The following is a 22636-nucleotide window of genomic DNA, read 5'->3' as shown; positions in this document are numbered from 1 at the left end:
GGCTACCAGCAGCGCACCTTCGACCTGTCGGCCTACGCGGGCCAGACGGTCACCCTGAAGTTCAACGGCGTCGAGGACTCCTCGCTGCAGACGAGCTTCCTGATCGACGACACCTCCATCCAGGTCGGCTGACCCCAGCTTGGTTCAGCAGGCAGGGCCCGGCGGCAACCACCGCCGGGCCCTGCCGGCCTTCCTGGTGCCCGCCACCCCACGCTCAGGTTTCGCTCAACTCCCGTACATCACACAGCTTGTTGGTTAGGCTCCCAATTGACGTGGACCGGGCGGGTGGTCCGTCCACGTTCTCCTGTCGTGCGCCGGAACCACGTGATCCGGCCGACGGCCACGCGGAGCCACGAGTTTGGGGGGCGGGGACGAATGACTGACCTGGATTTCGAGCGGAAAGTGAATCCGTGGCTCTTCGACAGCTCCGGAAACCTGACGGAGGCGGCGAAGAAGCAGTTCCCGGACCTCGCCGCCGCCGCGGCCGGCGCCCAGCCGCAGGGGTGGTCGCCGGAGCCGGTGACGGGGGCGGGCGGCGGCCGGACGGTGAAGGTCAGCCCGGAGGCGCTGCGGCGGGCGGGGACCAATGCGGGCACCCTGCACACCAAGTTCGACAAGGCCTGTGGGGACGCGTGGAAGGACATCGTCGCCGACACGCAGGACATGGACAGGTCCGCCTGGAAGATCGTCCAGGCCGTCTGGGACGCGTTCGACGTCTGGAGCGGCCAGTGCAAGACCACCAGCGGGATGATCGCTGAGGTGGCCGGGGCGCTGTCCAGCAACGCCGAACAGTATGCGCGCGCCGAACAGGTGAACGCCCAGAACCTGACGAAGAACTGAGGCCTTCGACATGGTGACCTTCAACGACCTGGCGCGAGAGAAGTTCAGCGGCATCGGGAGCCTGGCCGAAGGCTTCGAGTCGCTGGTCCGCACGTGGGGGCTCTCCTCCGAGCTCACCGGGGACATCATCACGCCGCTGCAGGCGTCGGGCTGGCGGGGCGACGCGGCCGAACGGGCCTCCGTCACGATCGTCAAGGTCCGGAACGAGATCGACGCGGCCTTCGAGGAGGCGAGCGGCATCGCGAAGGCCCTGCGCAGCGCCCACACCGAATTCACCGCCGCCCGGGCGGACCTGGACGCGGCGGTCAAGAAGGCCACCGACCAGTCCATGACGGTGGACCACTCGACCGGCAGGATCAGTTGGCCGGCGCCGAAGAGCGCCGTGGACAAGAGCGATCCGGAGCAGTACCACGCGACCTTCAAGAAGTTGGCGGAGGAGGTGGCCGGCGACATCGCGAAGGCCCTGAAGAGGGCTGCGACGGCCGACGCCGCGGCGGTGGCGGCGCTCTCCGCCGTCACCGGGAAGGACAAGACCGCCTTCAAGCCCGCGCCGAACAACCCCGAGGAGCAGGCCAAGCAGGCGGCCGACCTCCTGAAGCTGGCCGGGAACCTCACGGACGGCCAACTGGACCAGCTCAACAAGGCTTTGAAGGAACACGCCAACGACCCGCGGTTCACCACGGCGTTCTACCAGAACCTCGGACCGGACGGCTTCCTCAAGTACTACGGTCAGCTGGCCCTCGCCTCGGCGGACAAGGGCGGCAGGCGGCCGCAGGCCATCGAGGACCTCCAGAAGAACCTCGGCACGGCGCTGGCCACCGCCACCAACACCCGCAACTACCCCCGCCTGTCCGACGAGTGGGAGGCAGGCCTGCGTCGGGCCGGATCCGCCAGGGCAGACGTCTTCCTGCCCGGCAAGCGGGGCAACGTCAGTGCCCAGCCGTTCGGCTACCAGATCCTGACCAACATCCTGCGAACCGGGACGTACGACGCGCACTTCCTCAATCCGATCGCCGAGCACGTCACCCAGCTCAGCCAGATGAAGGGCTTCTGGACCTCGGCGCCGTGGATCGACGGGGACTTCGACCAGCTGAAGTTCCTGGGCCACCCGGGCGGTTCCCGCCAGGGCGGATTCAATCCGATGTCGGGGGTGCTGGAGGCGCTCGCGCACAATCCGCAGGCCGCGCTCCAGTACTTCCACGACCCGGCGACGGCCTACGACCTCGACGGGTCGGTCAAGGCCCTCAACCAGAAGAACACCTATTTCGACGTGCTGGCCAAGGGGGGCGACGACTCGCCGCTCCAGGACGTCTGGAAGGGGCACTACTTCCCCGGTGGCCACGCGGAGCCGTCCGGGGCGCTCGCCTTCGGCCACGCACTCGAGTCGGCCGCCACCGGACGTGCCTTCGACGCACCCCAGGACACCCCGCTGCCCCAGCACACGCCTGAGATGTCGAAGCTGATGAAGGAGGTGGTCGACCGCTTCGGGAACACGGACGGTCCCTCGCTGCTCCGCAAGGACGGCGCCTTCGCGGAGCTCGCACCCAGCCTCGGCCACCTGACCGCCGGCTACATGGGTGACGTCCAGAAGGCGGTGACTCAGTACGACAAGCTGCTGACGACCTACGGATCCCCGGCGGGCCTGGAGCCCGACAGCACGGCGAAGCTGCTGGGGGCGTTGGGCCGGAACCCCGAGGCCTTCGGTGCCGTCGCCCAGGCTCAACAGGCCTACACGACGGCACACATCCAGGACATCATGCTGAACCGGGAAGCCCACGGCGCCCAGTTCGGCCAAGCCGTGAACAACGCCGCACACTCCGGCGGCGCGGTGGCCGGGATCCTCACCGCGGCTCGGACCGACACCCTGGTCGGCGAGCTGAAGGGGCAGGAGAAGGCCTACAACGACTCCATCGACCGCAACGCCATGTGGGGGAAGTCGCTCTGGAGCATGACCGGCGGCAAGCTGCTCGGGGCGGTTCCCGTGGTCGGCCCGGGCCTGTCGCTGCCGGTGAACTACTTCATCGACCACGAGGCGTCGAGCTACCACATCAGCCTGAACACCGCGGATCCGGCCACGAAGGCGGACATCGCGGGCCTCGCCGGAGCAACCGGCGCCGCCAAGACGGCGGTGGAGAACGCCGCACAGGGGACCGGGCTCACTCCGCTGCAGGTCGAGGACCTGTCCACGGGAGCCGCGAACCAGTCGTGGGACGGCGTGACCGGCGGGGCCGGGCTCTTCATCCGGGCCGTCAATGGCTGAGGGCGGCCGGCGCCGGCGGCAGTGGCTCGCCGCCGTGGTCGCGGTGGTGGTGCTCGCCGGGGCCGGGTGGTGGTGGCGGTCGGCCCACGCACCGGCGGAGCTGCCCGCCGGCGCCTGCTGGTCGGTGCTCACCAGGGCCGACCTCAAGCCGCTGGCGGAGGACGAGCAGGGGACGTTCGCCGCGTCCTACTGGCTGGACGACGACGGGAAGCGGCTCCGCCCGTCCCCGACCCGGTACGAGCAGAGCTGCGAGGTCCGTCGAAGCCCGGCGGACGCCATCGTGCGGGTCGCCGTACGGTCCGTGAACGAGTCCGCCATGACGGCCCTCTACGGCCCGGGCTCGCAGGCGACCTACAGTCGGCTCGACTTCGGTGCGGACGTGCAAGGGTGGGTCGGGCAGGACAAGGTGGGCCTCGGGTTCCGGTGTGACAATCCGGAGAGCATGCGTATGGAAGCGCCGTACGTGGGGGTCGAGGTCAGCACGCGCTTCACCCATCCGGTACCGGACGGGAAGCACCGGGCGATCCTCGACATCCTGCTGAAGGTCACCAAGGCCGTCGTGGCGGACTTCCCGTGTGCGAACCCGGTGCGGTTGCCGGACGGTGTCCCCGCGTCGGCGACGAACTTCCCGCCGCCGGGCCCATGACCGCTCGCGGCCTCGTTCTATGCTCATCGGATGATCAACGAGCCGGTAGAGCTGGTGATATTCGACTGCGACGGGGTCCTGGTGGACAGCGAGGTGATCGCCGTCCGGGTGGTGGGGCGGCTGGTGGCGGAGTTGGGGTGGCCGTTGACCGAGGCCGAGGTGATCGAGAAGTTCGTCGGGCGGTCGGAGGCGGCCAACCACGCGATGGTCGCCGAGCGGTTGGGGGAGGAGGCCGCGACGGTGTTCGACAAGCGGTTCCGCGAGCTGCACGCGCTGGCCGTGGACGCGGAGTTGACGCCGGTGGACGGGCTGCCGCAGGCGCTGGACGCGATCACGCTGCCGACCTGTGTGGCGTCCAGCGGCACGCACGAGAAGATGCGGCACACCCTGGGCCGTACCGGCCTCTACGAGCGGTTCGAGGGGCGGATCTTCAGCGCGACCGAGGTCGGGCGCGGCAAGCCCGCGCCCGACCTGTTCCTGCACGCCGCGCGGAGCATGGGCGTCGACCCGGCGGCCTGCGTCGTCGTCGAGGACAGCGGGCCCGGTGTCACGGCCGCCCGCGCCGCGGGGATGCGCGCGCTCGGCTACGCGGGCGGCGTCACCGCGGCGCAGCGGCTGGCCGGGCCGGGCACGGTGGTCTTCGACGACATGCGCGACCTGCCCGGGCTGATCGCCGCCTACCAGGGGTAGCGGCCGCCCTCCTCGGCGCCGGAGTGCCCGGAGTGCTGGTTGAGGTCGGTGGCGCAGTAGCCCGGCTCCAGCGCGCTGACCTTGATGCCGGACGCGCGCAGGGTGCGGGCGTCATGTCCTCCGACCTTCCCGGGGTGGCGGGGACGATCGAGCGGCACCGGGGGAAGGGCGGCCTCCACTTCGTCGACCACCTGGGGCGGACCGTGCCCTGGTAATTCGCTTGCCGGGCCGGCCCGCCGCTGGCAGGTTCGGTCGGCATGACGTCCTCCGAGGGAAAGATGCACGCCGACGAAGTGGACATCGACGCCGCCCTGGTGCGGCGGATGGTGGCTGCCCGGTTCCCGCAGTGGGCCGGCCTGCCGGTGGAGTCGGTCGTCTCGTCCGGGACGAGCAACGCGATGTTCCGGCTGGGCGCCGAGCTGGTGGTGCGGCTGCCCCGGATCGCCGCGGCGGCGGAGGACGTCGCCAAGGAGCAGCGGTGGCTGCCCCGGCTGGCGCCGGAGCTGCCCGTCGCGGTGCCGGCGCCGCTGGGGGTGGGCGGGCCGGTCGCCGGGTACCCGCTGCCGTGGTCCGTCCTCGGCTGGCTGGACGGCGCCAACCCGGTGCCCGGGCGGCCGGACGAACCGGAGCTGCTGGCACGGGACTTGGCGGCCTTCACCACCGCCCTGCAGCGGGTCGACCCGACCGGCGGCCCGGCCTCCTACCGCAGTGAGACGCTGGCGGCGCGTGACGGCGGTACCAGGGCGGCGATCGCGGCGCTGGCGGGTGTCGTCCCCGCCGGGGAGGTGACGTCGGCGTGGGAGGCCGCACTTCGCGCACCCGCGCACGGCGGGGCGCCGGTCTGGATCCACGCCGACCTGCAGCCGGGCAACCTGCTGGTGTCCGCGGACGGCCGGTTGAGCGCCGTCATCGACTTCGGCTGCCTGGGCCTCGGCGACCCGGCGGTGGACCTGCTCGCCGCCTGGTACGTGCTCCCGGCCACGGCCCGGGACGCCTTCCGGGCGGCGGTCGGCGCCGACGAGGCCGCCTGGGCGCGGGGGAGGGGCTGGGCGCTGTCCGTCGCGCTGATGGAGCTGAGCTACTACCGGGAGACCAACCCGCGCATGGCGCGGACCGCCCGGTACGTGATCGGCGAGGTGCTGGCCGAGCGCACCGCGGCGGCTCGCGCCTCAGCGGGTCACGTCCCGGCCGGTCAGGCCCCCGCGGACGGCTCCTCCGCCGCGGGCAGCCGCCACCCGTAGACCCACAGGTCCTCCGCCCAGGCCGGGAAGCCGCCGGGGCGGGCGGCCGCCGGGGTGCGCAACAGGCAGCGGTGGCGCAGCAGTTCGCGGCGCTCCGCGGGGGTGAGTCGGCGCTCCTCGGGGCCGAGGTTCGCCGGGTCGTCCGGGTGGAGGTCGGGGCGGCCGTCGATGGGGCGGTCCTCGGCGACGTTGAGCAGGTCGCCGTGCGGGGTGCGGTAGTCGAGCCGGAAGTCCGTGCGCCACTGGGAGTTGCCGCCCCAGCCCTGGGAGAGGTCGCGGGTGGGGCGGTGGGCGCGGCGGTGCGTCCAGTAGAGCACCGAGCGGTCGGCGACGCCGCGTTCGGCGTGCGCGGCCCCGGCCCGGACGCGGACGCGGGCACGGGTGAACAGCAGCTCGCCGAGCATGAGGCCGGGCGTGCGGACGTCCAGCAGTTCGATCGGGGCGTCCGGGTCCTCGGCCTGCTCGACCTCGGCGATCTCGTGGCGGAAGGGGTCGAAGGCGGTGTCGGCGGCCGTGCAGGGTGCCATTCCGAGGGCGGTGAACAGGGCGAGGTAGGGCGGGAGTTGCGGCTCCAGCAGGAGGAGGTCGGCGACCCGGCCGAGCGCGTACAGCTCCTCCAGCAGGCCCCGGCCGTCCTCGGTGCCCCACCAGCGGGTGCGGTGGACGGCGGCGGTGCGCAGCCGGGCGCGGTAGTCGGCGGTGGCGGACGGGCGGAGCCAGGCGTCGACGACGTCCCGGTGGGGGCGGTCGGCGTCGAGCAGGGCCTCGTACAGGGTGCGGGCGTTCACCGGGCCGATCCTGGCAGGTTTTACCTTCCGGTCGACCAACTGCCGGCCCGGCGCGGGTAGCGTCGCCGGTCATGAGCCTGGTGGACGTGAACGAGTGTGCGGCCCGACTGCCGGAGGCCTGGCGGTCCGTGGTCGTGGGGACGGTCGGGACGGCGGCGGTCAAGGTGCTGCGGATGGACGGTCGTGCGCTGCCCGAGGAGGTGCACGGGACGGCGGAGGTGTTGTACGTGGCCGAGGGCGTCCTCGAACTGGCCGTGGGCGGTGAGGGCGTGTCGGTGCGGCCCGGTGAGCTGTGCCGGGTCCCCGCCGGGGTGCCGCACGGGGTGCGGGCGGGCAGCCGGGGCACGCTGCTGATCCTGGAGGTCCCGGAGCAGGTCTGAGTGCGAGAGCTGGTCAGTACTGGTCGCCGAGGGCGGCGGTGACCGCGGCCTCGGCGTGGAGGCGGGTGGTGGGGAACACCGGGACGGGGCTGTCCTCGGGGCCGATGAGCAGTTCGATCTCGGTGCAGCCGAGGATGATCCCTTCCGCCCCGGCGGCGACCAGGTCCCCGATCACCTGCCGGTAGTCCGCCCGGGATTCCTCGCGGACCACCCCGACGCACAGCTCCTCGTAGATCACCCGGTGGACGAGGGCTCGCGAGGCGGCTTCCGGGACGAGGACGTCGAGGCCGTGCGCGGCCAACCGGCCCCGGTAGAAGTCCTGTTCCATGGTGAACGCCGTTCCCAGCAGCCCGACCCGGCGCACTCCCGCCGCCCGTACGGCCCGTGCGGTGGCGTCGGCGAGGTGCAGCAGGGGGACGGAGACCGCTGCCGCGACCTGGTCGGCGACCTTGTGCATGGTGTTGGTGCAGATCAGCAGCAGGTCGGCGCCCGCCGCCTCCAGTGATCGCGCCGCATCGGCGAGGACGGACCCGGCCTCCTGCCAGCGCCCCGCCGTCTGCAACTGCTCGATCTCGGCGAAGTCGACCGAGTACAGCACGAGGCGGGCGGAGTGCAGGCCGCCGAGGCGGTCGCGGGTGAGCCCGTTGAGCAGGCGGTAGTACTCGGCGGTGGATTCCCAGCTCATGCCGCCGATCAGGCCGAGGGTCTTCATGGGGCATTTATAAAGCAGACAGAAGGGTTGCGGCAAAGCTATAAGGATTACTTTGACCGGCCGGGTGCGTGGGTGGGCAGGCGGTACGTGTACGCGCCGTGCCCCGCCGCCCGGGGCGGGCCGGTGGAGCCGGGGCCGACGGAGGTCGGTGACGGTAGTTCAAATACCATCGGACTATGGGACCCTTGCAGCCGGATGCCGCTGAACTCGTTGTCGGACTCGTCGTCTTCTTCCTGATCTTCGGATTCCTCGGGAAGCTGGTGCTTCCCCGGATCGAAAAGACCCTGGCCGAGCGCCAGGACGCCACCGAGGGTGGCATCGAGCGGGCCGAGGCGGCGCGCGCCGAGGCGCAGCGGGTCTACGAGGAGTTCCAGGCGGAGCTCTCCGCCGCCCGTCACGAGGCGGCCGCGATCCGCCAGAGCGCCACCGAGGAGGGCGCGGCGCTGCTCGCGCAGCTGCGGGCCGAGGGCCTGGAGGTGCGGGACCGCCTGGTGGCGGAGGCCGCCGTCCAGCTGGCGGCCGACCGGGTGCTGGCCGAGGCCGAGCTGCGCGAGGACGTGATCCGCCTCGCCGGTGAGCTGGCCGGCCGGATCATCGGCGAGCCGGTCGACACCCTCCCGCGCACCCGGGCGATCGCCGACGAGTTCTTCGCCGAGCTCGACACCGAGGCGGCCGCGCGCGCCTGACCCGACCCCACGGACTTCCCCACGACCCGGGCCCCGGTCGGCGGTACTCACCGCCGACCGGGGCCCGCGCCATGGCGCCGGTGCCGCGCGAGGATGACGGCCATGGGGGACGTGGAGCGGATCCGGGTGCGGCTGCGGGAGTCGGCGAAGGCCCACCCCGAGGTGCGGGACCTCACCGCCCGGCGCCACCGCTACCGGCTGGACCCGCCGCTCCCGGCGTCGGAGGTGGCCGCTTTCGAGCGCCGGCACGGTCTCGAACTCCCGCCCTCCTACCGCTCGTTCCTCACTGCCGCGGCGGTGACCCGGCCGAGCCGGACGGTCAGGCCGATCATCACGAGGACGGCGCCGAGCGCCAGCCAGGTGGCCGCGGCCGCCGCGGTGGCGTACCCGTGGCCGTCGAGGACGGTGAAGTAGGTGCCGCCGAGGGCGGCGACGCCGGTGACGGCGGCGAACTGCTGGGTGGTGGAGAGGGTGCCGGAGGCGGTCCCGGCGCGCTCGGGGGTGATGCCGGCCATCGGGGCGCCGATCAGGGACGGCAGCACGAGCCCGTTGCCGACGCCCATCAGGGCGAGGGCGGTGAGCAGCCACGGGAGGGCGTGGTCGGCGCCGGTGGTCCGCAGGCCGAGGGTGGTCACGAGCAGGCTGAGCGCGGTGACCGCCCCGCCGGCGACCGGGACGCGCAGCCCGTACCTGGGGAGCAGCCGCTTGCCGGTCAGCGAGCCGGCCATGGCGAGGACGGCCATCGGGGTGAAGACCAGGCCGGAGCGGAGCGGGCTGTAGCCGAAGCCGGTCTGCAGGGTGAGGGCGAGGACGAAGACGAAGCCGGCGAAGTAGGCCATGAAGGCGGCGTTGACGGCGAGTCCGGTGCGGAAGACGGGCCCGCGCAGCAGCTGCGGGTCGAGCAGCGGCTGGCCGCCGCGGGCGGCGAGCCGGCGCTCCCGGCGCAGGGCGGCGAGGAAGGCGGGGACGGCGGCGGCGAGCATGGCCCAGGCCCAGAGCGGCCAGCCGGCCTCGCGGCCGAGGACGAGCGGGACGAGGGCCAGGGCGAGCGAGCCGGAGACGGCGAGGGCGCCGATGCCGTCCAGGGCGGGGCGGCGGCCGGTGTCGGTGCGGGGCAGGACGGCGGCGGCGACGGCGAGGACGGCGAGGCCGACCGGCAGGTTGACCAGGAAGACGGCGCGCCAGCCGAGGCCGAACAGGTCGCCGTCGAGCAGGACGCCGCCGAGCAGTTGGCCGCAGACGCCGCTGAGGCCGCCGGTGACGCCGAACCAGGCGAGGGCGCGCGGCCGGTCCGCCGCGGGGAGCGCGGTGGTGATGAGGGCGAGCACCTGGGGGACCATGGCGGCGGCGCTGAGGCCCTGGACGAGGCGGGCGAGCACCAGCTGGGTGGGGGACTGGGCGAGTCCGCACAGGACGGAGGCGGCGGTGAAGGCGGCCATGCCGGTCAGGAACATCCGCCGGTGGCCGAGGATGTCGCCCAGGCGTCCGCCGATGACGAGGCCGGTGGCGTAGCTGAACACGTAGCCGGCGACGACGAGTTCGAGGGCGGCCTGGCCGGCGCCGAGGTCGCCGCGGATGGCGGGCAGGGCGACGTTGACGACGTTGCCGTCGAAGCCGTACATGAAGAAGGCCGCCAGGATGACGGGCAGGAGGGGCATGGGGTCGGGCCTCCGGTGGCGATGGTTATTGGTCAATGTGCCAAAAACTTGGGCAGCAGAAGTCCCCGCGGCGGGGCGGGGGTGTCTCAGGCGCGCAGGTCGTCGATCACGGCGTCGATGGTCGCGTGCAGGGACTCGGCCTCGAAGCCGGCCTTGGCCTGCAGGATCAGGCCGTGGAAGGCGGCCATCGTCTGCCGGGCCAGCAGGCGCGGCGCGCGGTCCGTACGGATCTCGCCGCGGAGCCGGCCGTCCTCGATCGCGGCGGTCAGCGAGGCCTCCAGCGGTACGAAGACCTCCCGGGCCAGCTGGGCCAACTCCGGCTCGGTGCCGGCCAGTTCGGTGACGGTGTTGACCGCCAGGCAGCCGCGTCGGTCGAGCGTCGTGCGGTCCACGCCGGCGCGCATCATCCCGCGGATGCGCTCCAGCGGCCGCTCGCCGTCCAGCATGGCGTTGACGCCGGCCGCGCCGCGCTCCCGGTAGCGGCGCAGCGCCAGCTCGAACAGCTGCCGCTTGCCGCCGAACGCGTTGTACAGGCTGCCGCGCAGCATGCCGGTGCTCGCGGCGAGGTCGTCGGTGGAGGTCGCGGTGTACCCCTTGGACCAGAAGGTGTCCATGGCCGCGTCGATCGCGGCGTCGGTGTCGAACTTCCTCGGGCGTGCCATGCGAGTAGCGTGCCAGTTCTTGTCGGATGTGTCAAAAACCAGGGCCGGCCTCCCGGGCGATGCGCGCGGCGGCCGAGTTCCGGTGGGGGTCGGCCCGGGTGTCCGCGCCACCGGGCGTCCGGAATGCGAACGCGCCGCCCCGCCGGAATTCGACACAATGGAGCGGGCCGCATCGCGATGAACCCGCGAAGGTGTGCGAAACGCGGATAAAAGCATTCCGTCCGGATCGTGCGCCGCCGTGATCGTTTTCCGGCGGGCGCCGACGATCATGTTCTTTTTCCTGACGCCCCTTGCTTGTGTGCGGGAGCTGTGGATACGGTGACGGCCATGCAGACACGGGGTGGGGATGGAATCGTCCTGGCGATTCTTTCGCTGGCGGCCTTCATGGCCGGTCTCGATTTGTTCATCGTGAATGTCGCTTTCACCGACATCGGCCACGAATTCAAGGATTCGGCGCTGTCGAACATGTCGTGGATCCTCAACGGGTACGCGATCGTGTTCGCCGCGCTGCTGGTGCCGCTGGGCCGGCTGGCCGACCGCTTCGGCCGCAAGGCCGGGTTCCTGCTGGGGGTCGCGCTGTTCACGGCGGCCTCCGGAGCCTGCGCCGCCTCGACGACGCTGTGGCAGCTGGTCCTGTTCCGCGTCCTGCAGGCGGTCGGCGCCGCGGCCCTCACCCCGGCCAGCCTCGGTCTGCTGCTCTCCGTGTTCGAACCCGCGAAGCGCGCGGGCGCGGTGCGGGTCTGGTCCGCCGCCGCGGCCCTGGCCGCGGCGGCCGGTCCGGTCTTCGGCGGGCTGCTGGTCAGCCTCTCCTGGCGCTGGGTCTTCCTGGTCAACCTGCCGATCGGCGTCGTCGCGCTGGTCGCGGCGCTCCGCCTGGTCCCCGACTCCCGCGACCGGGCGGTCACCCGGATGCCCGACCTGCTCGGCGCCGTCGTACTGACGGCGGCGATCGGCCTGCTGGCGCTCGGCCTGGTGAAGGTCGACGACTGGCCGGGCCTGCGCACCGGGCTGGTCCTGGCCGCGGCCGCACTGGGCGCGGTCGGCTTCTGGATCCGCTCGCGGCGCCACGCCCACCCGGTGATCGAGCCCGAGCTGCTGCGGCTGCGGGAGTTCGCCTGGTCCAACGCGGCGGTGCTGGTCTTCAGCGTCGGCTTCGCCGCGAACCTGCTCAGCGTCATCCTGTGGATGCAGAACGTCTGGCAGTACTCGGCGCTGCGCACCGGCCTCGGGGTCGCCCCCGGGCCGCTGATGGTGCCGCTGGCGGCGATCGCCGCCGCCAAGCTCGCCGGGCGCGGCATCCCGGTCGGGCGGATCGCCGCGCTCGGCTGCCTGCTCTGCGTCGCCAGCGTGCTCGCCATGGCCTCGATGGTCGACGCCGCCCCGGACTACGCCGGCGCGCTGCTGCCCGGCTGGCTGATGGGCGGCATCGGCGTCGGGCTGGCCCTGCCGACGATCCTGTCCACCGCCACCGCGGGGCTGCCCCCGCACCGCTTCTCCACCGGCAGCGCGGTCGTCAACATGAGCCGCCAGATCGGCAGCGTCCTCGGCATCAGCATCCTGGTCGCCATCATGGGCACCCCGCGCACCTACTCGGACGACCACGACGCGTTCGTGCGCAGCTGCGTCGCCATCGGGCTCTTCATGCTCGTCGGTGCGGCCACCTCCCTCGGCATGGGGCACCTCCCGCCGGTGGCCGGTGCGGCCGGGCCGGCCGGAGAACTCCCGGTGGCCGCCCCGGAATCCGACGCCAGGGCCTGACAGCGGAATGGCCTGAACCCGAAAAGGCCGACCCCGAGAGTCCTGAACCCGAAAGGCCGATCCCGAAAGGCCCGATCCCGAAAAGGCCCGGAACGTGCGGGTCGCATTCCCCGGACCCCGGACGGGGCTGACGTGCACCCTCGCGCACCGTCGGCTTTCCCGTCGATCCACCGCTCGGCCGTTCCATCCTGCAGGAAATTCCACCACGCCCGGATTCCCCCGGGCGCCGCCGAAATCCCCGGCGAACCACCTGGAAAGGAATTCCCATGGGTACCGGTACCGTACGCGTCGCCGTGGCCGACTGTCTGCCCGGCACCGCACTCCCCGAGAACCTGACGCTGCCCCGGTTCGGCGAGATCGCCGTCGACCGGGTCGAGTCGGACGCCTTCGAGCAGTACCTGGGCGACTTGGCGCCGGACGCCGAGCTGGCGGTGCTCTTCGCCGGCAGCCGCGGTCCCTCGGCGCCGGACCTGGTCCGAAGACTGCGCGCGCACGCGGAGTTCGGCAAGACCCGGGTGTACGTCGTCGGCACCGGCCCGGCCGGCCCCGTCCCGCCCTGGGCGGAGGCGCTGGACGTGGAGGACGTCGTCGCCGAGTCCGCGTTCGAGGGCTTCGGCCTGACCGACCGGATCGACATCGGCATGCGCGCCAACCGCTCGCTCGTCCAGGACCAGCTCTACACCGACTTCTACCTGGACATGACGTACAACAAGATCTTCGACTGGTTCGAGACCACGCGCTGGGACTGGAAGGAGATCGACTTCCGGAACATCGACGCCGAACTGCTCGGCGAGGACGAGGTCGACTACCTCACCGAGGCCGCCATCATCGAGTTCGGCACCCTGCCGGGCGCGCACAACTTCCTGCGCGAGTGGGAGGGCGAGACCAGCTTCTCCTCCTGGGCGCTGATGTGGGGCGCCGAGGAGGCCCGGCACTCGCTCGTCCAGGCCCGCTACCTGGAGAACATCGGCGTCCGGATCCGCTCCAAGCACGCGCTCTACAAGCGCGAGCCGTACCCGATGGGCAGCAGCCGGGCGGGCACGCTGATGATGAACATCATCTCCGAGGCCCGCGCCTCCGAGCTGTACCACCGGCTCGCCGCGGAGACCAGGGAGCCGGTGATCAAGCAGATCTGGAAGCTGCTGGGCCGCGACGAGTCCCGGCACGCCCGCGCGTTCTACGTGTTCGGCCAGGAGCTGTGCGACGAGCGCGTCGAGAACCGGGTCGAGGCCCTGAAGATGGCCTACGTCTGGCTCGCGGACCGCAGCGAGGGCCTCAAGCACCCGGCCGGCCACTTCTACCCGCACTCCACCTCCGCGAAGGGCGTGCGGCGGATCGAGACCATCCAGGCGGGCGCGACGGACGCCGCCGACCGCAAGGTGCTCGCCATGGTGCGCCGGCTCGCCGACGACGACTCGATCGAGTCCCACCGGGACATCAAGCGCAAGCTGCGCTCCCTCGTCTGACCACGCCCCGGCCCACAGAGGGAGTGCGAACCTTGCCCGAGTCCGTGAACACCGAGACGGTCTCCAACTGCTTCGGCTGCGCCCCGAGGAACCCGATCGGGCTGCGGCTGGTCATCGACGAGGACGGCACCGGCTGCACCGCCGAGTTCGAGCTGGGAGCCGACTACGAGTCGTTCCCCGGCGTCGTCCACGGCGGCGTCGTCGCCTCGGTCCTGGACGAGCTCCTGGCCCAGGCGGTCTACCGCTCCGGGCGGACCTCGGCCTTCACCAGCGAGCTGCGGGTGCGCTACGCCCAGCCGATGCGCACCGGCACCGCCTACACCGCCCGGGCCGAGGTGACCCGGCGCGACGAGTCGTCGGTGCGGGCCGCCGGCCGGATCCGCACGCCGGACGGCGGCCTGGTCGCCGTCGCGGACGGCGTGTTCCACCTGCTCACCGACGAGGTGCTCGACCAGGCCGGCGACCGCCTGCCCGACAGCCTCGTCCAGGCGCTGCGCGCCTCCAACAGACCGTGAAGTCCGGGCGACCGGACAGCCGACCGGACCGCAGAGACGGGGGAACGACGATCATGGACGTTCAGCAGCAGATCCGTACGATCATCGCGGAGGAGCTGAAGGTACCGCAGGAGCAGATCACGGCCGACGTCCACCTCCGGACGCTGCCGGGCTTCGACTCGATGCGCGCCCTGGAGATCATCCTCAGGACGGAGAACGCGTTCGACATCGAGATCGACGCCGCCGTCACCTTCCAGGTCGCCACCGTGGGCCAGTTCGAGGACACCGTCCGCGAACTGTGCCGGCGGCGCACCCCGGCGGCGTGAACCTGGTCGGCGCGCTCGCCGCCGTCGCCGCCCGCGGAACCGGCCGGGGCATCCGCCTGTTCCGCGGCGGCGCGGAGGCCGAGCGCCTTCCCTTCGACGAACTCCACCTCGACGCTGGGCGGTTGGCCTGCGGGCTGCTGGAACGCGGGGTCACCGCGGGGGAGCGCGTCGCGATCACGCTGCCGACCTCCACCGACTTCGCCCGCGCCTTCTTCGGCGTCCTCGCCGCAGGGGCCGTCCCGGTGCCGCTGCCCGCGCCGCAGCGGTTCGCGCCGCTGGACGTGTACGTGCGGCGGACGGCGCTGGCGCTGCGTCAGTCGCGGATCACCCGGATCCTCGCCGACCGGGCGCTCACCGGGGTGCTCGAACCGCTCCTGGCGGACGCCGGCGGGGAGTTCACCGTCCTCGACGTCGCGTGCTGCTCGGCCGCCTCGCCGGTCTACACCGAGGCGGCCGGGGACGACCCGGCCCTCGTCCAGTACACCTCGGGCACCGGCTCGGACCCGCGGGGCGTGCTGCTCAGCCACGCCAACCTGCTGGCCAACACGGCGGCGATCGGCAAGGGCCTGGGCGTCACCGACGCCGACGTGTGCTGCAGCTGGCTGCCGCTGTTCCACGACATGGGGCTGATCGGCACCTTCCTCAGCGCGGTGTTCAGCGGCATCGACACGATCCTGCAGCCGCCCGAGGACTTCCTGCGCGACCCGGGCCGCTGGCTGGGCATCATCGCCGGCCAGCGGGTCACCATCACCAGCGCGCCCAACTCCGGCTACCTGCACGCCCTGCGCCGGACCCCGGCCGAGCGGGTGCGCGAACTCGACCTCTCCGCCTGGCGCCTGGCGCTGAACGGGGCGGAGGCCGTCGACCCGGGCCTGCTGCGGCGGTTCTCGGCGCACTTCGCGCCCGCGGGGTTCCGGCCCACCGCGTTCCTGCCGGTCTACGGGCTGGCCGAGGGCACGCTGGCGGTCACCTTCCCGCCGCTCGACCGGCCGGTGCGGACCGTCCGGGTGCGGCGGGACCTCCTCGGCGAGGGCGTCGTCTCGCTGCTCGACGAGTCGGCCGCGGCGGAGGGCGCCCGGGAGGTGGCCTCGGTCGGCTTCCCGGTCGCGGGCACCGAGGTGCGCCTGGTCGGCGCGGACGGGCCGGTGCCCGCCGAGCGGCCCGCCCTGGGCGAGATCCAGATCCGCGGGGACTCCGTCACGGCCGGCTACGAGCACCACGAGGCGGCCACCCGCGCGGTGGTGCACGAGGGCGGCTGGGTCTCCACCGGCGACCTGGGCTTCCGGCACGACGGGGAGCTCTACATCGTCGGCCGCACCAAGGAGATGGTGATCGTCTTCGGCCGCAACCACTACGCCGGCGACATCGAGTCGATCGCCGCCGCGGTGCCCGAGGTGGCCGGCGGCGGTGTCCTCGCCGCCGCCGTCCCCTCCCCGGAGGGGGAGCGGCTGGTCCTGTTCGTCGAGACCGCCGCGACCGCCGCCGAGGCGCGCGAGCACCTCGTCGGCCAGGTTCGCCAGGCGGTGTCGGGCGCCCTGGGGGTGACACCCCACGAGGTGGTCCTGCTGCGGAAGGGGCGCCTGCCGCGGACGTCCAGCGGCAAACTGGTGCGGTACGGCTCCGAGGACCTCCATCGGCAGTACGGCACGCCCGATCCGCTCACCCCTCCCGGGGCACCCGGTCCTCCCGGGGCACCCGGTGCTGCCACTCCCGGGTGAACACCACCGAGCCGGCCTCCAGCGCCCGCAGCTGCACGATGCTGAGGAAGTGCCCGGCGTCGCAGCGCAGTTGGGTGCGGGTCTGGACGGTGACGTCCCAGCCGATGTCCGGACGCTCCAGCCGCACGGTGCGGTCGGTGCGGGCCTGGGCGCTGAGCGGGGTGCCGGTGAGGATCCGGTACGCGGTCACGGTGTGCTCGTCGCGGACCAGCCCGTCCGGGTGGGTCAGGGTGGCGTCCGAGGCCGGTGACAGCTCGGTGCGCCACTCGTGGCGGCCGATGTCGTGCACGGTGACGTGCTCGGGCCGCGCGGTGAGCGGTTCGGTGACCCGGACGTCGAGCGGATCGGGCAGCACCGGAGCCTCGAAGGAGATCGGGGCGGCGCCCACATCGGCGGCCAGGTGGCGCACCGGCAGGCCCAGGACCGAGCGGGACGGGTCGAGCGCGTACCCGGAGTCGTCGGCGGGCGGCCACACCCACGGCCAGTAGACCGAGGACAGGGCGAGCCGCAGCCGGTGCCCGGTCGGGACGGCGGCCGCGCAGGCGGCGAGTTCGACCTCCGCCTCCGGGCCGTCCGCGACCAGCACGCCCCGGGTCAGCAGCCGCGAGGTGCCGTCCGGGCCGACCGCGCAGAGCCGGGCGGTGATCTGGGCCGGCCCGCCGCCCTCCCGCAGCCGCAGCCGCAGGGCCGGCGCGCCGAGCAGCTCGACCGGCTCGGGCAGCGGCTGGGAGTCGAAGCAGACCGAGCGGCCGTCCTCCTCGCGCTGGTCCGGCGGCTGGTCGGCGGGGCGGCCGTGCGGGACGTAGGCGCCGGCGTTGAGGCCGGTGTGCTGCGGGGAGCGGACGGGCACCCAGCGGTCCTCGGCGGCGGTGCCGGCGGTGCGCAGCGGCCCGTCCAGGCCGTAGTGGACCTCCCGGACGTCGGGGGACGGCCAGGTCTCCTCGCCGCGCCAGCGGTCGCCGAGCACGCTGCGCAGGGCGGGTTCCCGCAGGACGCCGGTGTCGGTGCCGCGCAGCCAGTGGTCCCACCACCGCAGGGTCTCGGGCAGGGCGGCCTCGGGCAGGCCGTGCGGCCAACTGCCGATCAGGGCGCGGGCGGTGGGGGAGCCGGCGAGCAGGCGCAGCACGAAGGAGCAGGACGGGTCGCCCCAGCCGGCGACGGCGAGGACGGGCGCGGGCACCGGGACGGTGGTGTCGCCCTCGGCGAGCCAGCTGTCGACCGGCGGTTCCAGTGCCTCCAGGCGGGCCAGCCACTGGGCGCGCCAGGCGTCGCCGGCGTGCCGGGGGTCGGGCGGGAGCGCGGCGTCGGCGATCAGGGCGGTGAGCCGGGTGTGCAGGTCGGCGGCGAGCACGGCGCCGCCGAGGCGGTGGCCGCCCTCGGGGCAGGCGGTGACCACGGCGGCCACGGTGTCGGGGGTGAGGGCGGCGAGCCGCAGTGCGGTGGTGCCGGCGGCGCCGACGCCGAGCAGGCCGAGGCGGCCGCCGCACCACGGGCGGCGGGCGAGCCAGTCGATCGCGGCGGCGCCGTCCGCGAGCTCCTGTTCGTCGCCGGGTTCGCCCGGGCGGCCGCCGGAGTTGCCGTGGCCGCGGGTGTCGACCCGGACGGCGGCGTAGCCGTGGCCGGCGTACCAGGGGTGGCGGCGGGAGTCCTCGGCCGCGGTGCGGTCGCTGAGGCGGGCCCCGGAGTACTCCAGGACGGCGGGGACGGGCTCGTCGGTGACCGGGCGCCACACCCGGGCGGCGAGGACGGTGCCGTCGGGCAGCGGGACGCGGACGTCCTCGCGGGTGGTGTGGAAGGGGTAGGACGGCATGTGGCCGCTCCCATCGGGTCCCGGGCCGGTGTGTGCCGGGCGGCCCGCGGCCCGCACGGTGGCGTGCCGGAGCGGCGTCGGCATCTCGACCCTAGGGGAGGAACCGTCCGATTTCCTGACGAGTCACCCGAGGCGGGGCAGTATGTGAACCTGGTCAGATTCCTGACCAGGTTCACCGGTGGACGGTCGGAGACCGAGCTGTAATTGCGCATGACTTGCAACTGCGCTGCTCAAGGCGGAAAGATGGCCCGGCTTCGACCGCTCCGCCGAAAGGACCACGATGACCACCGCCCCCCGTTGGCGCGACCGGCTCACCCGGGAGGAGTGGATGCGCCTGGCCGGGATGGGCGGCTTCATCCTCGCGCTGCACGTCGTCGGCTGGTTCACCCTGCTCGCGCTGGTCGCGCCCGAGCACTACGACGTCGGCGGCCAGGTCTTCGGGGCCGGGATGGGCATGACCGCCTACACCCTCGGCATGCGGCACGCCTTCGACGCCGACCACATCGCCGCGATCGACAACACCACCCGCAAGCTGATGGGCCAGGGCAAGCGGCCGCTGTCGGTCGGCTTCTGGTTCTCGCTCGGGCACTCCTCGGTGGTCTTCGGCCTCTGCGCGCTGCTCGCCTTCGGCATCCGCTCGCTCGCGGACGAGGTCGAGGCGGACGACTCGACCCTGCACCGGTGGACCGGCCTGATCGGCACCACCGTCTCCGGCACCTTCCTGCTGCTGCTCGGCCTGATCAACCTGGGCGCCTTCAACGGCATCCTCAAGGTGTTCCGCCGGATGCGTCACGGTGAGTACGACGAGGCCGAGCTGGAGCGGCAGTTGGAGAAGCGCGGGCTGATGAACCGGATCCTCGGCCGGGTCACCCGGGCGGTCACCAAGCCCTGGCACATGTACCCGGTGGGCCTGCTGTTCGGCCTCGGTTTCGACACCGCCACCGAGGTGTCCCTGCTGGTGCTGGCCGGCGGCGCGGCGGCCTTCTCGCTGCCCTGGTACGCGCTGCTGACGCTGCCGATCCTGTTCGCGGCCGGGATGAGCCTGCTGGACACCATCGACGGCTCGTTCATGAACTTCGCCTACGAGTGGGCGTTCTCCCGGCCGGTCCGCAAGATCTACTACAACCTGACCGTCACCGGCCTGTCGGTGCTGGTCGCCCTGGTGATCGGCCTGGTCGAGCTGATCGGCCTGCTCGGCGAGAAGCTGGACGTCACCAGCGGCCCGATCGCCTGGATCGGCGCCCTGGACCTCAACTTCGTCGGCTACGCGGTCGTCGGCCTGTTCGTGCTCACCTGGGCCGGGGCGCTCGCCTTCTGGAAGTTCGGCCGGGTCGAGGAGAAGTGGTCGGCGGGCCTGGCCGCCGCGCCGCTGCGCTCCGAGTAGCGCGCGACGAACGGGCCGAGGGGCCGGTGACCGGACCCCGGTCACCGGCCCCTCGGGTTCGTACGGCTACCGCAGCGCGGCGAGCACCGCGTCCGCCATCACCTTCTCGCCGGTGGCGTTCGGGTGGAACGGCACGGCGGGCGAGCCGGGCAGCGCGCCCTCGACCCAGCGGTCGTCCGAGCAGGCGTCGTGCCCGGCGGTCGGGGTCTGGGTGTCCACGTAGACCGCGCCGTTGGCCGCCGCGGTGTCGGCGAGCATCGAGTTGAGCGCCTCCAGCGTGCGGTGCAGGTACGGGACGTCGCGCGGCGCCAGCGGCTGGCGCAGCACGCACGAGGAGCCGTCCGCCGGGAGCACCGAGGGGTAGCCGACCAGCAGCACCTTGGCGTTCGGCGCCTTGGCGTGGATGCGCTGCAGCGTGTCGGCGACCTGCGGGCGGGCGGCCTCGATCCGGTCGGCGAGCTTGTCCTCGCCGTACTGCCAGGACCAACTGCTCCAGTCCCAGTGGCCGTTGTTGTAGACGTCCTGGCAGGGCGTGCCGAGCGGGTTGACGACGGCGCCGGCGACGCAGGTGGCGATCACGTCGCCGACGCCCAGGTCGCTGGTGCCCAGGTTGTTGCCGCCGATCCCGAGGGTGACCAGGTCGGTGTCGGCGGTCACCGCGTTCAGCTGCGGGTCGTTGACCTTGAGGAAGGCGTCGTACTGCGGCTGGGTCATCGCGCTGACCTTGGCGGCGGCGCAGGTGACGTCGGTGTACGCGTTCGCGCCGAGCGCGGCGGCGACGAGGTGGCCGTAGTTGCGGTCCGAGCGCAGGCACAGGCCGGCCGACTGGCCGGGCACGCCCGCGCCGGCGGCGTAGGAGTCGCCGAGCGCCACGTAGTGCTTCGGGGCGGGCGCGGCGGCCTGCGCGCTGGTGGAGGTGAGCGCGAGCGCGGCGCCGAGGGCGATCGCGGCGAGCGCGGTGGAATTGCGGAGTCGCCGGGGTTTCCGGGCAGGACGGAGCACGGTTCCTCCTGGGGGAGAGAAACGACGGGTGGGGGTCGTGCGGTGCCGGGCCTCAGCTACTGGCAGGTAAGTTACCGCCAGGTTTCGCGTGCGTCCATGTTTTCGGCGGAATTCCGAAAAACGCGTCAGATGTTACCGGGTAACATTTCGAATTCCGCTCCACCGCGTATCGAAGGTATTTCCGAAACGCCGTGGAGCGGAATTCGTGCGACTGCTTGTTACCGGCCGGTTGACCGGACGTCACCGCAGGCCGCAGTATCGGGCGCACGGCGACGGCGGCCGCACCCGGCGCCGCCGTACCGGCGACGGCGCCCACCCCGGAGCGCCCGCCCCGCGAGCCGCGACGGAGGACTGCGCATGGCCCTGGACGCCGACGTCATCGTCATCGGAGCGGGACTCGCCGGCCTCGCCGCCACCGCCGAACTCGCCGACGCCGGACGGAAGGTGATCCTGCTCGACCAGGAGCCCGCGGCCTCCTTCGGCGGCCAGGCGCACTGGTCCTTCGGCGGCCTCTTCCTGGTCGACTCGCCCGAGCAGCGCCGGATGCGCATCCGCGACTCGCACGCCCTCGCCTGGCAGGACTGGCTCGGCACCGCCGGCTTCGACCGGCCCGAGGACGCCTGGCCGCGCCGCTGGGCCGAGGCCTACGTCGACTTCGCCGCCGGCGAGAAGCGCGCCTGGCTGCACGGCCAGGGCGTGCGGTTCTTCCCCGTCGTCGGCTGGGCCGAGCGCGGCGGATTCCTCGCGGACGGGCCCGGCAATTCCGTGCCGCGCTTCCACATCACCTGGGGCACCGGGCCCGGACTGCTCGAACCCTTCGTCCGCCGGGTCCGCGCCGCCGCCGCGCGCGGGCTCGTCGACCTGCGCTTCCGGCACCGGGTCACCGGCCTCGCCGCCACCGCCGGCGCCGTCGACACCGTCACCGGTGAGGTGCTGGTGCCCAGCCCCGCCGCCCGCGGCGAGGCCAGCTCGCGGGAGAGCGTCGGCGGCTTCGAACTGCGCGCCCAGGCCGTGATCGTGACCTCCGGCGGCATCGGCGGCAACCACGACCTGGTCCGCAAGGCCTGGCCCGCCCGGCTCGGCACCCCGCCCGCCAGGCTGCTCTCCGGCGTCCCCGCGCACGTCGACGGCCTGATGCTGGAGGTCGCCGGCCGGGCCGGCGCCAGCCTGATCAACGGCGACCGGATGTGGCACTACACCGAGGGCATCGAGAACTGGGACCCGATCTGGGCCCGGCACGGCATCCGCATCCTGCCCGGCCCGTCCTCGCTCTGGCTCGACGCCCGCGGCAGGCGGCTGCCCGTCCCGCTCTTCCCCGGCTTCGACACCCTCGGCACCCTCGAACACATCATGGCCACCGGGCACGAGCACACCTGGTTCGTGCTCAACCAGCGCATCATCGAGAAGGAGTTCACCCTCTCCGGCTCCGAACAGAACCCCGACCTGACCGGACGGTCGCTGCGCGGCGTGCTCGGCCGCGCCTTGCCCGGCGCCCCCGGCCCCGTCGAGGGGCACCTGCGGCACGGGCCCGACTTCGTCGTCGCGAGCAACCTCGGCGACCTCGCCCGGGGCATGAACGCCAAGACCCGCGAGGCGCTGATCGACCCCGGCGAACTGCGCCGCACCGTCGAGGACCGCGACCGGCAGGTCGCCAACCCCTTCGCCAAGGACCTCCAGATCACCGCCATCCACGGCGCCCGCCGCTACCTCGGCGACAAGCTGATCCGCACCGCCGCCCCGCACCGCATCCTCGACCCGGCCGCGGCCCCGCTGATCGCCGTCCGGCTGAACATCCTCACCCGCAAGTCGCTCGGCGGCCTGGAGACCGACCTCTCCTCCCGCGTGCTGCGCCCGGACGGCGAGCCGCTGCCCGGCGTCTACGCGGCCGGCGAGGCGGCCGGCTTCGGCGGCGGGGGCGTGCACGGCTACCGCTCGCTGGAGGGGACGTTCCTCGGCGGCTGCCTGTTCTCCGGCCGCACGGCGGGCCGGGCGGCGGCCCGCGCGGTCGGATAAGGCGGTCGGCCCGCGCGGTCGGCCCGGGCGGCGGCCCGCGCGGTCGGGTGGGGCGGTCCCGCCGTGGGGCGGGCGGGGGGCGGCGGGTACAGTGCCGGTGCC

At 73.1% G+C, this 22636-nt stretch carries 22 protein-coding genes; 15 read left to right on the top strand and 7 right to left on the bottom strand.

Annotated elements, in window-relative coordinates; translation table 11 throughout:
* From VM95_RS44425 to VM95_RS16770, 5 genes are all read left to right on the top strand, one after another.
* On the top strand, window positions 1-132 hold a 132-nt coding region (locus tag VM95_RS44425; protein WP_244178812.1), incomplete at its 5' end, for an immune inhibitor A.
* 243 nt (window positions 133-375) lie between these two features.
* A complete protein-coding gene (locus VM95_RS41615) occupies window positions 376-840 on the top strand; it encodes a hypothetical protein (RefSeq protein ID WP_157882128.1) in 465 nt (154 codons plus the stop codon).
* Between the two features lie 10 nt (window positions 841-850).
* The gene (locus VM95_RS16780; RefSeq protein ID WP_045697433.1) at window positions 851-3100 is read left to right on the top strand and encodes a DUF6571 family protein; all 2250 of its coding nucleotides are present in this window, start codon (window positions 851-853) and stop codon (window positions 3098-3100) included.
* Complete coding sequence (locus tag VM95_RS16775; protein WP_045697432.1) at window positions 3093-3746, top strand: hypothetical protein; 654 nt, start codon at window positions 3093-3095, stop codon at window positions 3744-3746. The genes VM95_RS16780 and VM95_RS16775 overlap by 8 nt, the downstream gene beginning before the upstream one ends.
* Before the next feature lie 30 nt (window positions 3747-3776).
* Window positions 3777-4436 (top strand): HAD family hydrolase, encoded by a 660-nt coding sequence (locus VM95_RS16770; protein WP_045697431.1) that lies wholly within the window; start codon window positions 3777-3779, stop codon window positions 4434-4436.
* Here the strand turns inward: VM95_RS16770 and VM95_RS16765 are convergent.
* On the bottom strand, window positions 4424-4627 hold the full coding sequence (locus VM95_RS16765) for a hypothetical protein (protein ID WP_157882127.1): 204 nt from the start codon (window positions 4625-4627) through the stop codon (window positions 4424-4426). The genes VM95_RS16770 and VM95_RS16765 overlap by 13 nt on opposite strands.
* A 66-nt stretch (window positions 4628-4693) precedes the next feature.
* Between VM95_RS16765 and VM95_RS16760 the strand changes: the two genes are divergently transcribed.
* Window positions 4694-5677, top strand: coding sequence for an aminoglycoside phosphotransferase family protein (locus VM95_RS16760; RefSeq protein WP_244178810.1), 984 nt, complete (start codon window positions 4694-4696; stop codon window positions 5675-5677).
* On the opposite strand, the gene VM95_RS38890 is transcribed toward VM95_RS16760, so the two are convergent.
* Window positions 5629-6465, bottom strand: a complete 837-nt coding sequence (locus tag VM95_RS38890; protein ID WP_052707408.1) for a hypothetical protein — start codon at window positions 6463-6465, stop codon at window positions 5629-5631. The two genes, VM95_RS16760 and VM95_RS38890, sit on opposite strands and share 49 nt — an antisense overlap.
* A 71-nt stretch (window positions 6466-6536) precedes the next feature.
* Between VM95_RS38890 and VM95_RS16750 the strand changes: the two genes are divergently transcribed.
* A complete protein-coding gene (locus VM95_RS16750) occupies window positions 6537-6845 on the top strand; it encodes a cupin domain-containing protein (RefSeq protein ID WP_045697426.1) in 309 nt (102 codons plus the stop codon).
* A gap of 13 nt (window positions 6846-6858) precedes the next feature.
* Here VM95_RS16750 and VM95_RS16745 read toward each other — a convergent pair whose 3' ends face one another.
* On the bottom strand, window positions 6859-7557 hold the full coding sequence (locus VM95_RS16745; protein WP_045697424.1) for an aspartate/glutamate racemase family protein: 699 nt from the start codon (window positions 7555-7557) through the stop codon (window positions 6859-6861).
* Window positions 7558-7733: 176 nt separating this feature from the next.
* On the opposite strand from VM95_RS16745, the gene atpF reads away from it, so the two are divergent.
* Window positions 7734-8243, top strand: coding sequence for a F0F1 ATP synthase subunit B (gene atpF / locus VM95_RS16740; protein ID WP_045697422.1), 510 nt, complete (start codon window positions 7734-7736; stop codon window positions 8241-8243).
* A 269-nt stretch (window positions 8244-8512) separates the two neighbouring features.
* On the opposite strand, the gene VM95_RS16735 is transcribed toward atpF, so the two are convergent.
* A complete protein-coding gene (locus VM95_RS16735; RefSeq protein WP_052707407.1) occupies window positions 8513-9901 on the bottom strand; it encodes an MFS transporter in 1389 nt (462 codons plus the stop codon).
* Window positions 9902-9987: 86 nt separating this feature from the next.
* Entirely contained in the window at window positions 9988-10563 is a 576-nt protein-coding gene (locus VM95_RS16730; protein WP_045697418.1) for a TetR/AcrR family transcriptional regulator, read from the bottom strand.
* A gap of 327 nt (window positions 10564-10890) precedes the next feature.
* Between VM95_RS16730 and VM95_RS16725 the strand changes: the two genes are divergently transcribed.
* The 5 genes from VM95_RS16725 to VM95_RS16705 all read left to right on the top strand — a co-directional run bounded on the left by VM95_RS16725 (window position 10891) and on the right by VM95_RS16705 (window position 16325).
* A complete protein-coding gene (locus tag VM95_RS16725) occupies window positions 10891-12321 on the top strand; it encodes an MFS transporter (RefSeq protein WP_045697416.1) in 1431 nt (476 codons plus the stop codon).
* 266 nt (window positions 12322-12587) lie between these two features.
* Window positions 12588-13787 (top strand): ferritin-like domain-containing protein, encoded by a 1200-nt coding sequence (locus VM95_RS16720; RefSeq protein ID WP_107072984.1) that lies wholly within the window; start codon window positions 12588-12590, stop codon window positions 13785-13787.
* Between the two features lie 32 nt (window positions 13788-13819).
* Entirely contained in the window at window positions 13820-14302 is a 483-nt protein-coding gene (locus VM95_RS42610) for a PaaI family thioesterase (protein WP_052707406.1), read from the top strand.
* Between the two features lie 53 nt (window positions 14303-14355).
* Window positions 14356-14607, top strand: coding sequence for an acyl carrier protein (locus VM95_RS16710; RefSeq protein WP_045697414.1), 252 nt, complete (start codon window positions 14356-14358; stop codon window positions 14605-14607).
* The gene (locus tag VM95_RS16705; protein WP_078860027.1) at window positions 14604-16325 is read left to right on the top strand and encodes an AMP-binding protein; all 1722 of its coding nucleotides are present in this window, start codon (window positions 14604-14606) and stop codon (window positions 16323-16325) included. Before VM95_RS16710 ends, VM95_RS16705 begins: the two co-directional genes overlap by 4 nt.
* Here VM95_RS16705 and VM95_RS16700 read toward each other — a convergent pair.
* On the bottom strand, window positions 16267-18135 hold the full coding sequence (locus VM95_RS16700) for a CocE/NonD family hydrolase (protein ID WP_045697467.1): 1869 nt from the start codon (window positions 18133-18135) through the stop codon (window positions 16267-16269). The two genes, VM95_RS16705 and VM95_RS16700, sit on opposite strands and share 59 nt — an antisense overlap.
* A 280-nt stretch (window positions 18136-18415) precedes the next feature.
* Between VM95_RS16700 and nicT the strand changes: the two genes are divergently transcribed.
* The gene (gene nicT / locus VM95_RS16695) at window positions 18416-19519 is read left to right on the top strand and encodes a Nickel transporter NicT (protein WP_045697412.1); all 1104 of its coding nucleotides are present in this window, start codon (window positions 18416-18418) and stop codon (window positions 19517-19519) included.
* Between the two features lie 66 nt (window positions 19520-19585).
* Here nicT and VM95_RS16690 read toward each other — a convergent pair whose 3' ends face one another.
* On the bottom strand, window positions 19586-20521 hold the full coding sequence (locus tag VM95_RS16690; RefSeq protein WP_045697410.1) for an SGNH/GDSL hydrolase family protein: 936 nt from the start codon (window positions 20519-20521) through the stop codon (window positions 19586-19588).
* Window positions 20522-20878: 357 nt separating this feature from the next.
* Between VM95_RS16690 and VM95_RS16685 the strand changes: the two genes are divergently transcribed.
* Window positions 20879-22534 carry an FAD-binding dehydrogenase gene (locus VM95_RS16685; protein WP_045697408.1) on the top strand — a complete coding sequence of 552 codons (1656 nt, stop codon included), beginning with the start codon at window positions 20879-20881 and terminating at the stop codon, window positions 22532-22534.
* Window positions 22535-22636 lie beyond the last annotated feature (102 nt).

The organism is Streptomyces rubellomurinus, assembly GCF_000961885.1.
Taxonomy (GTDB): Bacteria; Actinomycetota; Actinomycetes; order Streptomycetales; family Streptomycetaceae; genus Kitasatospora; species Kitasatospora rubellomurina.
Note: the sequence above shows the minus strand (reverse complement) of the source record. Positions and strands in the feature narration are given on the sequence as shown.

Coding starts and splice junctions, on each gene's coding strand:
- VM95_RS41615 (WP_157882128.1), top strand. CDS start 376: ATGACTGACCTGGATTTCGAGCGGAAAGTGAATCCGTGGCTCTTCGAC.
- VM95_RS16780 (WP_045697433.1), top strand. CDS start 851: ATGGTGACCTTCAACGACCTGGCGCGAGAGAAGTTCAGCGGCATCGGG.
- VM95_RS16775 (WP_045697432.1), top strand. CDS start 3,093: ATGGCTGAGGGCGGCCGGCGCCGGCGGCAGTGGCTCGCCGCCGTGGTC.
- VM95_RS16770 (WP_045697431.1), top strand. CDS start 3,777: ATGATCAACGAGCCGGTAGAGCTGGTGATATTCGACTGCGACGGGGTC.
- VM95_RS16760 (WP_244178810.1), top strand. CDS start 4,694: ATGACGTCCTCCGAGGGAAAGATGCACGCCGACGAAGTGGACATCGAC.
- VM95_RS16750 (WP_045697426.1), top strand. CDS start 6,537: ATGAGCCTGGTGGACGTGAACGAGTGTGCGGCCCGACTGCCGGAGGCC.
- VM95_RS16745 (WP_045697424.1), bottom strand. CDS start 7,557: ATGAAGACCCTCGGCCTGATCGGCGGCATGAGCTGGGAATCCACCGCC.
- atpF (WP_045697422.1), top strand. CDS start 7,734: ATGGGACCCTTGCAGCCGGATGCCGCTGAACTCGTTGTCGGACTCGTC.
- VM95_RS16735 (WP_052707407.1), bottom strand. CDS start 9,901: ATGCCCCTCCTGCCCGTCATCCTGGCGGCCTTCTTCATGTACGGCTTC.
- VM95_RS16730 (WP_045697418.1), bottom strand. CDS start 10,563: ATGGCACGCCCGAGGAAGTTCGACACCGACGCCGCGATCGACGCGGCC.
- VM95_RS16725 (WP_045697416.1), top strand. CDS start 10,891: ATGCAGACACGGGGTGGGGATGGAATCGTCCTGGCGATTCTTTCGCTG.
- VM95_RS16720 (WP_107072984.1), top strand. CDS start 12,588: ATGGGTACCGGTACCGTACGCGTCGCCGTGGCCGACTGTCTGCCCGGC.
- VM95_RS16710 (WP_045697414.1), top strand. CDS start 14,356: ATGGACGTTCAGCAGCAGATCCGTACGATCATCGCGGAGGAGCTGAAG.
- VM95_RS16700 (WP_045697467.1), bottom strand. CDS start 18,135: ATGCCGTCCTACCCCTTCCACACCACCCGCGAGGACGTCCGCGTCCCG.
- nicT (WP_045697412.1), top strand. CDS start 18,416: ATGACCACCGCCCCCCGTTGGCGCGACCGGCTCACCCGGGAGGAGTGG.
- VM95_RS16685 (WP_045697408.1), top strand. CDS start 20,879: ATGGCCCTGGACGCCGACGTCATCGTCATCGGAGCGGGACTCGCCGGC.